A 13586-nucleotide genomic window follows, 5' to 3' on the forward strand; every position below is an offset into this window, starting at 1 on the left:
TGATCGTGACCGAGTGGAAGGTATTCCGCAGCCCGGATTTCAGCGAGATCCGCGCCAAGCTGAAGACCCCGGTCATCATCGACGGCCGCAATCTCTATGAACCCGATGCGATGGCGACAGCCGGCATCGAATACCACGCGATCGGGCGCAGCGGTGCTGAGGGGATGCCGCGGTAAATGGCGCCTTGGCACATCGCCACGGCTTCAGAAGTAGAAGTTGGCCGACAACTCCGCCGAGCGTGGTCGGCCCAGCAGCCATTGCTGCCCCCCATTCGAGACCGATTCGGCATAGTCCTTGTTGAACAGGTTGTAGACGCGCAGCGTCAGCGCCGCCTGCTTCGAGACGCGCCACGACAGGGCCGTATCGACCGTCGTATAGCTCGGCACGCGCACGCGGTTGGCCGTGTCTGCGTAACGCCCGCCGACATAGCGCAGGCCCGCGCCGAACGTCCACTGCGGGATAATGTTCCACGTCAGCCAGGCGTTGGCGGCCTGCTGCGGCACGCTGGTCGGCACGTTGCCGGCACGGGAGACCAGCACGCCGCCCACCGATTCGTTGAAGTCGTCATAGCGCGCGCGCAGCACGGTGCCGTTGATGTCGAGCCGCAACCCGCGCAGCACTTCCACGCTTGCCGATGCCTCCAGCCCGCGCGACGACTGCTCGCCCACCTGCTGGGTGATCGTCGGGTTAGCCGGATCGCGCGAGAGCAGGTCGTTCTTGCGAATCTCGTAGGCCGCGAAGGTCCATTCGCCGCGATTACCCCAGAACGCCTGCTTCACGCCCACTTCCGCCTGCTTGCCGGTGGCGAGGTTGAAATTGCGCTGGGCGTCGGAGGTGGTGACCAGCGCGCCTAACGGGTCGGTGGCCGTGGCGTACTGGGCATAAACGGCCAGGCTCGGGGTGAACTGGTAGACAGTGCCCACGCGCCATGTGGTATTGGCGAAGGTCTTGTCCCAGGCCGAGCCGGCCAGGAGATCGGTGCGCGTCAGGTCGGCATGGTCGAAACGCACGCCGCCGATGACCGACCACTGCGGCGTGAAGGCGATGCGGTGCTCGCCGAACAGCGCGTACTGCGTGGTGTTGCTGCGGAAGCGCGGCGACGTGACGATGCCCGGCGGGCTGAAGAACAGGCCCGGATCGAAATCGCGCGCCGGTACCGTGGATGCACCGCCGTAGGGCGAGTTGTTCGAGTGGGTGAAGTTGATCTTGTTGACGTCGACGCCGACCGTGGTGGTGTTATCGAGCCCGAACAGCTTGCTGCGCACCGTCATGTCGGCGCGGTTGCCCACCTGCTCCTGGTCGTGCAGGATTTCCAGATAGTCCGTGCGGCGCACCTGCCCGGTGGCCGGCAGGTAGCTGTAGGTCTCGCTGTCTCGCCAATGACGGTGGCTGGTCAGGTAATAGAACTGGTTGCGCACGGTGACGCGGTCATTCGGCGTCCATTCGGCATTCAGCCGCGTCCAGCGGTCGCGATAGCTGATCTCGGCGTCGCCCACGTTGTAGTTCTTCTTGCGCAGCGAGCGGTCCAGGCTGCCGTTGACCAGTGGCGTGCCGAGGTATTGCTGCGGATGCTGGCTGCCGTCGTCATAGGACAGCGTCAGGTTGAAGTCCGGATTCACGTCCAGCCGGACGGACGCCGACACCATCAGGTTGTTGGCATCGCCCCGATCCACCCAGCCAGCCGTCCGGTTGTAGGCCGTGGCAAAACGGTACGACAGGTTGTCGTTGACCTTGCCGCCACTGTCGAAGGCCACGCGCGCGGTCTTCTCCGTGCCGCCCGTGATCTGGAGTTCGTTCTCGATGGGGCCGCGGATCGGCTTCTTCTGCACCACGTTGACGACGCCACCGATCGCCCCCTCGCCATACATGACCGATGCGGGACCGCGCAGCACCTCGATGCGATCTACCGACCACGTATCGAACGGGAAGGTCACCGTGCCGGAGGCCACATACATGCGCGTGCCGTCCAGCAGTTGCATGACCGAGCCCTGGCCGGCGAAGCCGCGCGCGCTGAGCGCGGTGCCGCCGTTGCCCGGGGATGGATTGCCGGTGATGCCGGTCGCCCGGGTGACGGCCTCGCGCACGCTCTGGTCGCCCCGCGCGCGAATGGTCTCGCCGCTGAGCACTTCTACGCTGGCTGGTGTCTCCAGCGGCGTCAGACCCATGCGGCTGCCCGTGTACTCGGGTTTCGAGAGCGCCATGCCGGGATAGGCGGCGTCGCTGACGACCACCGGCGGCAGAGACCTGTCATGCGATTCGGAGGTGTCCTGTGCGAACGCACAGGGAAGATTCAGGCCGGCCATGGCACCGAGCGACGCAGCCAGGACACGCGGCCGACGCCCCCGTGCGGAACGTGACGAAGTCTGGGCCGAGCGCGGGCGGCCAGCGGAATGCGCGAGCAAGTTGTATTTCATCGTAAAGCCGGACGACCCCGCCCGTGCAAAGGATTTCGATGATGACAACAGGCCGGTATCCGGGCTGACAGGCGGGGAGCACGTGCTCCCGGGAATCCGTCGCCTTCCCACGCCATGAGACGGGCGCAGTGGCCGCCGATCCGATGGACCGGCATGACAGATTCTCGAACCTGCTTACCGTTGCGGGGGCAGCACAGGCTTGGTCGCGGCTGGGCGACGCACCTGTTTCCCGTTTAACCCACGAAAATCGCGGGCACCTGCAATCACGGTCGGCACTGAGAAAGTGCCGCGGTGCGCATTCTACTCGTAACCGGGGGTTAGGCAGCGAGGCGAAGAACCAGACGATGCTCCCCGTCCTCCACACGCACGCGCACCGCGCCGTTGACACAGGGGATGGGCAGGTCATCAAGCATCGCGGTACACACCGTATCGCCGGCGCCCCGCCGCTCGACGCGAATATCGTAATGGGCGACACCGAGGGCGACACCGAGGGCGATGGTAGCCTGGAACCCCGGCCAGCTTCCGGGAATCCGGGGGGCGACAAGCAGCCAGGCGCCTTCCCGCCGGATGCCGAGGATACCTTCGATGCCTGCCCGCTGCATCCATCCCGCCGCGCCGGTGTACCACGTCCAGCCGCCACGGCCAACGTGAGGCGCCACCGAATAGACATCCGCGGCGACCACATAGGGCTCCACCTTGTAGCGATCGACCGCCGCCGGCGTCAGCGCGTGGTGGATGGGGTTGAGCATCGAGAACAGTTCGACGGCAGTGTCCGCGTCACCCAGTTCCGCGAAGGCCAGCACGCTCCACATCGCGGCGTGACTGTACTGGCCGCCGTTCTCCCGGACACCAGGCGGGTAAGCCCTGAGATAACCGGGGTCATCCACGCCCCCGTCGAACGGCGGCGAGAACAGCAGCACAAGCCCTTCCTTGCGGCGGACCAAGAGGTTGTCGAGCGACGCCATCGCCATCGCGCTCCGGGCAGGGTCGCCCACGCCAGACAGCACGGACCAGGACTGGGCGATGGCATCGATCTGGCAGGCCTCGCTGTACGCCGAGCCCAGCAGCGTGCCGTCATCGTAGGTGGCCCGGCGGTACCATGCCCCATCCCAGCCATGCTGCTCCAGCGCCTCGCGCAGCGCCAGGCCATGGGCGCGCCAGCGGGCGGCACGGACGGCATCGCGCGAATCCGCCAGCGGGGCGAATAGCGCGAGGGTGCGGGCGAGGAACCATCCCAGCCAGACGCTCTCGCCCTTTCCGCCGGCGCCGACCAGATTCATCCCGTCGTTCCAGTCGCCCCCACCGATCAGCGGCAGGCCGTGTTCGCCCGTCAGCCCGATGCAGCGGTCGATGCCGCGTGCACAGTGCTCGAACAGCGATGCGCTGGTTTCAGCCACCATGGGTTGGAAAAAGAGGTCGTGGTCGCCGGCAGCCAGTGTCGGCCCGTCGAGGAAGGGAATGCACTCGTCCAGCACTGCGGCGTCATCCGCCCCCATCACATAGGTGGCCGTGGCGAACGCCAGCCAGACACAATCGTCCGAGATCCGCGTGCGCACGCCCTGCCCTGAGTGCGGCAGCCACCAGTGCTGGACATCGCCTGGCTCGAACTGCCGCGCGGCGGCGCGCAGCAGATGGCGCCGCGTCTCGGCGGGGCTGGCGAAGGTGAGCGCCATGGTGTCCTGCAACTGGTCGCGAAACCCGTAGGCGCCACTGGCCTGATAGAACGCCGAGCGGGCCCGGATGCGACAGGCGAGCGTCTGGTAGCGCAACCAGCCATTGAGCATGATGTCCATCGCGCGAACCGGCGTCCTGACCTGCACTGCGCCCAGCAGATCCGTCCACCGCGCCGTCACGGCCGCGAGCACGCCGTCGAGGTCCGCGCCGCGATAGCGGGCGATCATGGTACGGGCCTCATCGGCGCTGGCGCATTGCCCGAGCAGCACGGTCACCTCGGTGGATTCGCCGGGTGCGAGCGAGACGAGGCATTGGAGGGCCGCACAGGGATCCATCCCCGCCCCGGCCGTGCCGGAAAGCGACGGCGAGCCAGCGGGGGCGACGAGCGCCGCAGGTTGGCCGAGCGAGCCGCGATAGCCAATGAATTCGCTTCGATCGGCCGTCCAGCTCGTTGTGGTCCCGACCAGGCAGGCAAACGCGACCCGGCCGTGAAACGCGAGATTCCAGGGGTTGCGCGCCAGCATTGCGCCGCTTTCGGCATCGAACTCGGTCAGGATGTAAGGGCCCGAGGCGCCGCGCGACAGGCCCAGGACCCAATCGACGTAGGCCGTCACGGACAGTTGTCGATGCGCCCCGGAGAGATTGCGCAGCGTCATCCGCGAGATCTTCACCGGATCATCGACCGGCACATACTGCAACAACTCGAGCCCAATACCGTGCGCCACGTGTGAAAAGCGACTGTATCCAAAGCCATGACGGGCGATGTACTTGCCGCCATCGCGTATCGGTTGCGCGGTAGCCGTCCAGACTTCGCCCGACGCGAGATCGCGCACGTAGATGGCCTCCCCCGCCGGGTCCGAGACCGGATCATTGGACCATGGCGTCAACTGGTTCTCCCGGCTGTTGACGGACCACGTATAGCCGCTGCCCTCGGCCGACACCTGGAAGCCAAAGCCTTCATTGGCGATGACATTGATCCACGGCGCCGGCGTGGTGGTGCCGCCCTCCAGCACCACCACGTATTCCCGGCCGTCCCGGGCGAAGCCTCCCAGGCCGTTGAAGAACTCGAGCGCTGCCTGATCCTGGGACGAACTCGTGACGGCGCGCGGCCGCCCCGAGGGCGGCGGCGGCGCCGGCAATGCAACCGGCGCGCGCCGCGCGGGCGGTGCCCACGCCGGATCGGGTATTCGTGCAAGCTGGTCGGCAATCGCACCCCGGCGTGCGATCAATGCCACGCGTGCGACGGATTGCAGCAACGCGCGCGCCTCGCCGGTCATCAGGTCGGCGCGCAGCGCGTAGACCGCCCCCTGGGCGAACTCCTCGCCCAGACGCGGCTGCGACTGGCCGCTGCGCACCGCCGTGTCGATGGCGACCTGCAGGTCCTGCAAATACGACGAGGCGTGCTCGTTCACGATGACAAGGTCGACGCCCAGCCGCTTCATGCGCCAGTACTCATGCGCACGCAGCAACTGGCGGACCTGGGCGATATCGTCGATATCGTCGATGCGCATGAGGACGATCGGCAGATCGCCGGAGATGGCGTGCGGCCACAGCCCGGACTGGAGGCCGGCGCCGCGCGCGATCGCCCCGGACGGCGCCCTGAGGCGGCGGTCCGCGTACAGGATGGCCGCCGCCAGCCGCTGGAAATCAGCCGCCTCGTTCGCCTGAATATCCAGATGCCGCAACTGGACCTGGGCCTGGGTCCATGCCAGGGTCCGGGCCCGGTCGAAGGCGCTGCGGTCATGGTGTTTATCGATCAGGTCGAGCAACTCGGCGCGCGACGCCGCCACGACCGTCCAGAACGCCACGCGCGCCACGCCGCCGGGCGCGATGCGCACGTGCTGCCGCAGCGAAAAGATGGGGTCCAGTACCGTGCCCGCCGTATTCGAAAGCGGCCCGCTGTCGTGCACGGCGCGCGCGGTCATGACGGTCCGGCCCCGCCCCAGGAAGCGCGCGCGGTCGGATTCATACTCCGGGTCGGCGCAGACGTCGCCCTCCACCACCGCGAAATGTGCGGCCCATATCTGCGGATCGGCTTGCGAACGGGGTCGGCGGGTCGCAATCAACGCGCCAAACTCGGCCAGGTACTCGGTCTGGATGAACAGTCGGGAGAATGCCGGATGCGCGACATCGGCCGCCTGCGCCGACAGGGCCAGCCCGGCGTAGGAGGTCAACGTGATCTCGCGCGCCCGGCGGCCGCTGTTGGACAGCGACACGCGCCGCACCTCGCCGTCGTCCTCGCCCGATACCAGGACATCGAGCGTGGTGGTCAGCGTGCCATCACGCCGATGGTACGCGGCGCGGTCCTCGACGAACAGTACCTCGTTGTCCTCGCCGACATCATCGCTGCCGGGAATCCACGCACCGGCGCACCACACCCGGCCGTCCTCGTTGTCACGCAGGAAGATGAAAGACCCCGCGTCGTCACAGGTGGCATCCTCCCGCCACCGGGTGACCGAGAGATCGCGCCAATGGCTGTAGCCTGCCCCCGCCGCCGTCAGCATGACGGTGTATCGCCCGTTCGAGAGCAGATGGGTGACGGGCGGCCCGGCGACCGCGCCAGGCACCCGCCTGGCCGTCGAATCCTGGACAATGGGAGTGATCGCCGAGGCCTTGACGTCCTCGGCACGCGGATGCGCGATAGCGACATTGCGCGGAATGCGCTCCTGCAGCAGCAGTTCGGTTGCCTGGACCATCGGCTCCTGATGGAAGCGCTCTCGCATGATGCCGTGCAGCAGCGTGTTGGCGATGGCGACAATGCTCATGCCTTGGTGGTGGGCCATGAATGCCCGCACGATGGCGTGGTCCTGATGCTCCGGCAAGCGCGAACGCGTGAAGTCGATAGCTTCGTAAAAGCCGTAACGGGCCAGCGCGCCGAGGTGCACGAGTTCCCTGAAGTTCTGCAGCGCTTCGGGCGGGTCAACCATGGCGGCGAGTGCGGCGGCGTAAGGCGCAATCACCACGTTTTCGGCGAGGCCTCGCTTCAGGCCGAGACCGGGCACGCCGAAATTCGAATACTGATACGTAAATTCGAGATCGCGCGCGTTGAACGCGGACTCGGAAATGCCCCAGGGAATGCCCAGCGATCGACCATAGGCGCGCTGGCGCTCGACCACCAGCCGATTGGTCTGCTCGAGCAGGCTGCCGTTCGGTGCACGCATCACCAACGACGGCATCAGGTATTCGAACATGGAGCCGGACCAGGAGATCAGCGCCGAACCGTTGCCGAGCGGCGTGGCGGCACGGCCCAGACGGAACCAGTGCCGCGTGGGCACATCACCCTTGGCGATGGCAAACAGGCTGGCAAGTCTTGCCTCCGAGGCAAGCAGGTCGTAGCAACTCGTGTCGAGCCGGTTGTCGTCCATCGCAAAGCCAATCGAAAGCAGCTTGCGTTCCCCGTTGAACAGAAAGGAAAAGTCCATGGACATTGCCATCTCGCGCGCTTCGCTGGCGAGCGCTTGAAGCCGGTCACCCAGACCTGACGATGCGGCGGCATGGGCGCCGCCATCGCGTTCGTGCTCCACAGCCCGCCTGGACAGTGCGCCAAGCCAGAACGAGAGGTCGCCCAGCGCGTCATTGCCGGCGGCCGGGCGCATGTCTGCGCATAACCGTGTGGCGTGCTCGGCCAGTCGCCGCAACGTGGGCATCAACGTGGCCATCCGTTGCGCGCCGTGCAGATGGTCCTCGATCTCGTTCAGCAGCGACCCGACTTCGCGTCCTTGCTCGCTGCCTGCCTGGAGCAGGCTTCGTAGCGCCTCATGGGCCAGCACGACGCTGTCCTGCATGCCCTCGCGTGTCTCCGGTGCCTCCGTTGCGGCGGCCGGCGGGCGGGCCCAACCCTCGCAGGCGTTGGCAAGCACGATGAGGTGACCGGCCATGTTGCCGCTGTCAACGGACGACACATAGTCGGGCGGGAGCGCCCGGAGGTCCTGGGTGCCATACCAGTTGAAGAAGTGCCCACGGTAGCGCGACAATCGACGCAGCGAATCAAAGGCGGCCTCGAGCCGCTCCACCGTTTCGGTCATACCCGCCCAGCCAAAGTCGTGCGCGGCCACGGCGGACAGCAGATACAAGCCGATATTGGTCGGGGAGGTGCGGTTTGCCACGACCTGCCGGGGGCTCTCCTGCACGTTGTCCGGGGGCAGCATGTTGTCCGCCGGCGTGACGAAGACTTCGAAGTAGCGCCACGTGCGGCGCGCGATCCGCCGCAGTTCTCCGGCTTCCGCCTCCGACAGCGTGAGCCGGGGCGCTGCCCGCGACGCACGGCTGGCCCACAGTGCAAGGGCCGGTGCGGCGAGCCACAGCAAGGCAAACGGTACAACCAGCGGCCACCCGGCTGGCGCCACGCCGAGCGCGATGGCGGTCACCGCCACGGCGAGCAGGACCCCGCCCAGCATTCGACGATAGAACCCCGCGAGATCCAGCCGGGGATTGCGCTTCGACTGCGCGGCAGTGGTCCATTCGAGCAAGTGGCGGCGCGTACGGAGCAGGCGCGTCAGCGTCCGGACGATGGCGTCGCTGGTGCTCCATGCCTGATCCGGCAGGAACGCCACGGTGAACAGAATCCGCATGGCCGCAGTGCGCAAATCAGCCAGCCACATCGCCGCGTGACTGAGCCATCGAACCGCCGTGTGATGGGGTCGCAGCGAGAGCAGGCCCGGCAGCAGGATCGGGATGCTGATGGCGGCCAGCACCAGCAGCGTGGCATGCAGGTTGAGTGGCGCTGGCGCGAGCCAGCTCGTCGCGAGCGCCGCGAGCTGGCATAGCGGCAAGACCGAGCGGCGCAGGTTGTCGAACATCTTCATGCGGCCCACCGCGGGCACCGCATCGCGCCCGGCATGATGTCCGAAGATCCAGCCGAGGAGTTGCCAGTCGCCGCGCGTCCAGCGGTGCTGCCGCTTTGCGGCCACGTCATGGCGCGCAGGAAACTCCTCGACGACCTCGATATCCGACGCCAGGCCCGTCCGCGCGAACATGCCTTCGAGCAGGTCGTGGCTGAGCACGGTGTTATCGGCGATCCGGCCGGACAGGGCCGCCTCGAAGGCATCGACGTCGTAGATACCCTTGCCAACGTACGAACCTTCGTTGAACAAATCCTGATAGATATCGGAAGCTGCGGTGGCATAGGAATCGATGCCGCCGGGCGCGGAGAAGATGCGCTGGAACAACGACCCTTCCCGCCCCACCGGCAGCGACGGCGTCACCCGAGGCTGGAGGACCGCATAGCCACCGGTGACCCGCTGCAGCGCGGTGTCGAACCGGGGCCGGTTCAGCGGATGCGCGATCTTGCCGATCAGCCGCAATGCCGCGTCCCGTGGCAGGCGCGTGTCCGCATCCAGCGTAATGACATAGCGCACGTCCGCCGGCACCCGCGGCGGTACGCCCTCCACCGGTACATAGCTGGTGTCGGTGGCGCCCCGCAACAGGCGATTAAGCTCGTGCAGCTTGCCGCGCTTGCGCTCCCAGCCCATCCAGACGCCTTCGCCCGCATTGAAGATGCGGCGCCGATGGAGCAGGAGAAAGCGATCTCCCGCCGGCCCTGGGCCATGACGTTGGTTGAGTAGCGCAATGGCGTCGGCGGCGACTTCGAGCAGATGCGCATCGCCCGGCATGACCTCCCGATCGGCGTCCACGCCATCGGTGAGCAAGGCAAAACTCAGGTCTCCCCCGGCGCCGGAAAGATGGTGCACCTCCAGGCCCTCGATCTGGGCGCGCAGTTCGGGCTCACCGGACAACAGCGTCGGCACGGCGACCAGGGTCCGCAGGGATCGGGGCACGCCGGCAGAGAGTTCCAGGCCGGGCAGGATGACCGCCCCGAAGTGCCAGGCGATGGCTCGGTTGATCAGCGCAAACGCGACTTCACTGGCGGGGATCAGCCAGATCAGCGCGACGATTGCGAGGAGCATGGGCCATCCCCCCGTTGCCGCCACCACCGGTGCGCCCCCTCCCACCCCCAACCACCACAACGAGAGGGCGAGCAGCAAGACCGTGACCAGTAACGTCGCACCGAGATAGCCACCGATGCCGAGCCGGAGATGAAAGCGGCTGAGCTGCTGCGCGACCGTGGGGCGATATCCGATCGATGCCTCGAAAGCACCGAGCCCTTCGCCGATCAGGTGATAGCCGGCGTCTGTCGCGCATTCCACACGGTCGGCACCGAACCCGGTTTCAGCGGCGGCACGGGCGGCGCCCACCGCGTGGTCGGCGATCTCCAGCTCGGATAGCGCGGCGCCCCGCGCCAGGCGCTCGATGGCGCTGCGATAGAGGTTGCGCGTCGGAAAATCCATGAGTGCGAACGTGCTGTTCGCACTCAGCACCCGGTTGACGAGGCTGACATCCTCGAACAACTCGGTCCAGTCGAGATCTGAAATCAACCGCAAACTGGTGATGACATTGCGGACCGTGACATTGGACGCACCCTGGCGCTGTTGGGCATGCAACACCACGTCATCGACGGAAACGCCCTGCCGGCCCAGCCGCGCCTCCAGCCAGCCAAGGATCGGCGTGGTCACGGGGTCCTGGTCGCGCAGCCGCTTGGCCAGTTGCGCGGCAAACAGTTCCGACAACGGCAGGACAGAGCGCGCTGCGATATCGGCGTCCAGCGCCGAGCGCCCGCACCCAGCCACCAGCACACGACGCGCCAGGCCATCGGCGTCGGCGCGGGCGGCTCGCCCCGCAGTCATCTGATCTGCAAGCCGACGCAGGTTCTCGATCAGGACGATGCGCAGCGTGATGGCCACGGCCCACAGCTCCCCGATGGTCAGCGGTGTCACACGCTGATAGGCAGCGATGAAGCGCCGCAGCGCGATGGCATCGACGTGACTGTCGGTGTGGGCGACAAACGCCCAGGCAATGCCAAAGACACGCGGGTAACCGGCGAACGGCCCATTGCTAAGTTTTGGCAACTGGCGATAGTAGCCCGGCGGCAAGGCGTCACGAATCTCTCGGACCTGTGCTTCAACGAGGTGGTAGTTGTCCAGGAGCCACTCTGCGGCGGGCACCACGCTGCGCCCCTTCTCCAGTTCGGACGCGCTGGCCCGGTAGGCGCGCAGCAAGACCGCCGCATTGTCCTTGAGGCGGTTCTGCAGCGTCGGGACCCTGGGCGGCCTGACGGTCACGGTTTGCGCGGCCGCCAGACTCTGTGCGTGCTGCTCCAGCCGTTCGAGGCCAAACAGTTCGCCCCGAACCGGCGCCGGGTCATGCCATGGTGACGGTGTGGGCGGGAGCAAGATTGCGCGGCGGATGGCCTCTAGCATCAGTTTCCTTCGTTCAGGGATCGAACCCCAAGAACCTGTGACTCGGATCACCGATACGTACGGACCTTGCGCGCGGCGTTCTACAGTGGATGCATGCCCATTCGGCTGGAACGGCCTGGTTGTCCCTGTCGGGCGAGGAGGCGCGATGTTCCCGTATGAAGCGTTACGCGGTCGATGCTTCCAGGCATCGTTCCCCCTAAACCGTCAACGATGCCAGCCGCGGTACGCCGTCCCGGCGAGGCAAACGCCGCCCAGCTCCTTGACGATGCCGCGCATCGGCGCACAGGAACCGCCGTCGCAACTAGCTACCATCACGAGTTGCCCGGGCAACATGGGGAGTCTGCGTTCTGTTAATCCGACGCGCAGGAATTTGCCGCCGAGCCTTGCCCCGAGCAGCCAGCCCAGCATGCCGCCGAGCGTGGCAACCCCTAATGTGGCGATAGCGCTTTCGGCTGGACCGAATGACGTACCGTAGGCAACGGTCACGACCACGCCGGCAATCGCGCCGGCGATAAATCCGGCCAATGCCGTTTCCTCGCGATAGGTAACCTGGCCCGCGTGAGGGCCGGGCAGGCTCTCCACAGGCTGCCGGTCTCGCCGGAGGAACCACGGGCCTTCCGGCTCCTGAGGGCCGGCCACGAGAGCGTGCAGTTGAATCTGGGCCAGCTTCGCGGTGGCCACATCATTGAGGATGAAGTAAAGGAGCGTGCGCATGGCTCGCCTCCGACTGTTGTTCCGCATGTCTTCTGGGCCATCGGCGGCTGGAGAGCGGAACCCTGCCAAGGCGCCAGCAGTCAGCGCTGGCCGCCTTCATGATGCGCCTCCTCATCGGTAGGCTACCGCCGATTTATGCCTTCCGCTTGCCGACGCCGTCGTTGCCGATCCGAGAATGCACCGTTCCGATCGGGCTTGCCGGCACGGCCGGCTTCTTGGGTTGCTTGGGTTTTTTTGCTTCGCGGTTACCGCGCAGTTGGCTCTTGGCCATGAGATGCTCCGATGCTTTATTGCCGCTTTGATTGCCGATTGGCGATACCAGCATACGCTCTTACTGTGTGGCGCAGGGATATATCGGAGGAAGTCGACCATGTGCTCGACTTCGGCGTGTTGCCATGGGAGGGTGATCGTGCCGCGTTGTTGTAGCGCTGATCGCGCAAGACCTGGCCAATGGCCATTTCTCCGCAGCGAAAAGGACCGCCGCAACAAAAAAAGCTCCGCATTTGCGGAGCTTTTCTATAACTGCCAGTCGAATCCGTTCAGGAAGGCTGAATCTTCGTCGCTGTCGGGCCCTTCGGGCCACTGCCTTCAACGTAATTCACCTTCTGTCCTTCTTGCAGCGACTTGAAGCCATTACCCTGGATCTCGGAGAAATGCGCGAAAAGATCATTTCCACCCGCATCCGGCGTGATAAAACCAAAGCCTTTGGCATCGTTGAACCACTTTACAGTACCTGTTTCCATCTCAAATCCTAAAAAATTCTCGCACGACGGAAATACCGGCGAGGCACGATAGTCAAGGAAGAAACAAGGAAGGTGGCGATTCGCCAAAGAACTCTGCGGTCTGCTTGATGATCCTGCATGACTCTTATACAGGTCATGCAGGTGAAGGTCAACCGTTCTTACCAATGCGTCGATGCAGAAGCGACCGATGGCGTCCATGCAGAAGCGTGCCAGGGGAAAAGCCAGCCATCGGCCACCCCTGGCTCGATTCGATACCTCAAGTTGCGGCGCCTAGGGACACTGGCTCAGGACGCTGGACGCCGCGGCGTCGTTGCCGCGGAAGTACAGCGTTGAACCCGTCCCTGTCGGCGCTGGCCGCACCATGGCGGCAGTGCCGGCGGGTGGGGTCTGGCCCGGGACAAAGACATCGAATGCCGTGTCGTTGGCAAACACATACTGGATCATGGCCGGCTGTCCGGAAGATTGCGTCCATTTCGATCCGATGCACTGTGCGGCCGCCTTGGGCGGCATCTGGCTTTGGCCCACCTTGCTGGCATTCTCGGGCGGCGGCGGCGGAAGGGGTGCCGGCGGCGGCGGAGTGGCGCATCCGGCGGCTGCGAGCAACACAACGAGCAGGGAGTATTTCATGTTGTTGGCTCCATAGGACGTTCGCTTACTCCACCAAGATATTCAACTCAGGAAATCGCGGGTATTGGACCATGGGCTACCCTCCCGCCCCGCATAGGCAGCGAGGGCCATTTCGGCGAGGAAAACCGGATTCGGTCAACGTGATGCCGATCCCATTA

General features: G+C 65.9%; 6 protein-coding genes, 1 pseudogene and 1 riboswitch. Of the genes and pseudogenes, 1 reads left to right on the top strand and 6 read right to left on the bottom strand.

Annotated elements, in window-relative coordinates; all coding sequences use genetic code 11:
• Nucleotides 1-176 (top strand): annotated as a pseudogene (locus tag AB4120_RS03340) (UDP-glucose 6-dehydrogenase); the annotation flags it as partial.
• 27 nt (nt 177-203) lie between these two features.
• Here the strand turns inward: AB4120_RS03340 and AB4120_RS03345 are convergent.
• The 6 genes from AB4120_RS03345 to AB4120_RS03370 form a co-directional block, all read right to left on the bottom strand.
• Entirely contained in the window at nt 204-2303 is a 2100-nt protein-coding gene (locus tag AB4120_RS03345) for a TonB-dependent receptor (protein WP_262389793.1), read from the bottom strand.
• A gap of 144 nt (nt 2304-2447) precedes the next feature.
• Nucleotides 2448-2690, bottom strand: a riboswitch (cobalamin riboswitch).
• Nucleotides 2691-2731: 41 nt separating this feature from the next.
• Nucleotides 2732-11344, bottom strand: coding sequence for a GH36-type glycosyl hydrolase domain-containing protein (locus AB4120_RS03350; RefSeq protein WP_149139156.1), 8613 nt, complete (start codon nt 11342-11344; stop codon nt 2732-2734).
• A 204-nt stretch (nt 11345-11548) separates the two neighbouring features.
• On the bottom strand, nt 11549-12058 hold the full coding sequence (locus tag AB4120_RS03355; protein ID WP_149139155.1) for a hypothetical protein: 510 nt from the start codon (nt 12056-12058) through the stop codon (nt 11549-11551).
• 133 nt (nt 12059-12191) lie between these two features.
• On the bottom strand, nt 12192-12329 hold the full coding sequence (locus AB4120_RS03360; RefSeq protein WP_187645241.1) for a hypothetical protein: 138 nt from the start codon (nt 12327-12329) through the stop codon (nt 12192-12194).
• Between the two features lie 268 nt (nt 12330-12597).
• Complete coding sequence (locus tag AB4120_RS03365; RefSeq protein ID WP_149139424.1) at nt 12598-12801, bottom strand: cold-shock protein; 204 nt, start codon at nt 12799-12801, stop codon at nt 12598-12600.
• Between the two features lie 270 nt (nt 12802-13071).
• Nucleotides 13072-13428 (bottom strand): hypothetical protein, encoded by a 357-nt coding sequence (locus tag AB4120_RS03370; protein ID WP_149139154.1) that lies wholly within the window; start codon nt 13426-13428, stop codon nt 13072-13074.
• Nucleotides 13429-13586: the final 158 nt, after the last annotated feature.

This window comes from Cupriavidus sp. 2KB_3, from assembly GCF_052115685.1.
GTDB lineage: Bacteria > Pseudomonadota > Gammaproteobacteria > Burkholderiales > Burkholderiaceae > Cupriavidus > Cupriavidus campinensis.

Bases quoted from the DNA above. Each gene is read 5' to 3' on its own strand.
- AB4120_RS03365 (WP_149139424.1), bottom strand. From the start codon at position 12,801: ATGGAAACAGGTACTGTAAAGTGGTTCAACGATGCCAAAGGCTTTGGT.
- AB4120_RS03360 (WP_187645241.1), bottom strand. From the start codon at position 12,329: ATGGCCAAGAGCCAACTGCGCGGTAACCGCGAAGCAAAAAAACCCAAG.
- AB4120_RS03350 (WP_149139156.1), bottom strand. From the start codon at position 11,344: ATGCTAGAGGCCATCCGCCGCGCAATCTTGCTCCCGCCCACACCGTCA.
- AB4120_RS03345 (WP_262389793.1), bottom strand. From the start codon at position 2,303: ATGGCCGGCCTGAATCTTCCCTGTGCGTTCGCACAGGACACCTCCGAA.
- AB4120_RS03370 (WP_149139154.1), bottom strand. From the start codon at position 13,428: ATGAAATACTCCCTGCTCGTTGTGTTGCTCGCAGCCGCCGGATGCGCC.
- AB4120_RS03355 (WP_149139155.1), bottom strand. From the start codon at position 12,058: ATGCGCACGCTCCTTTACTTCATCCTCAATGATGTGGCCACCGCGAAG.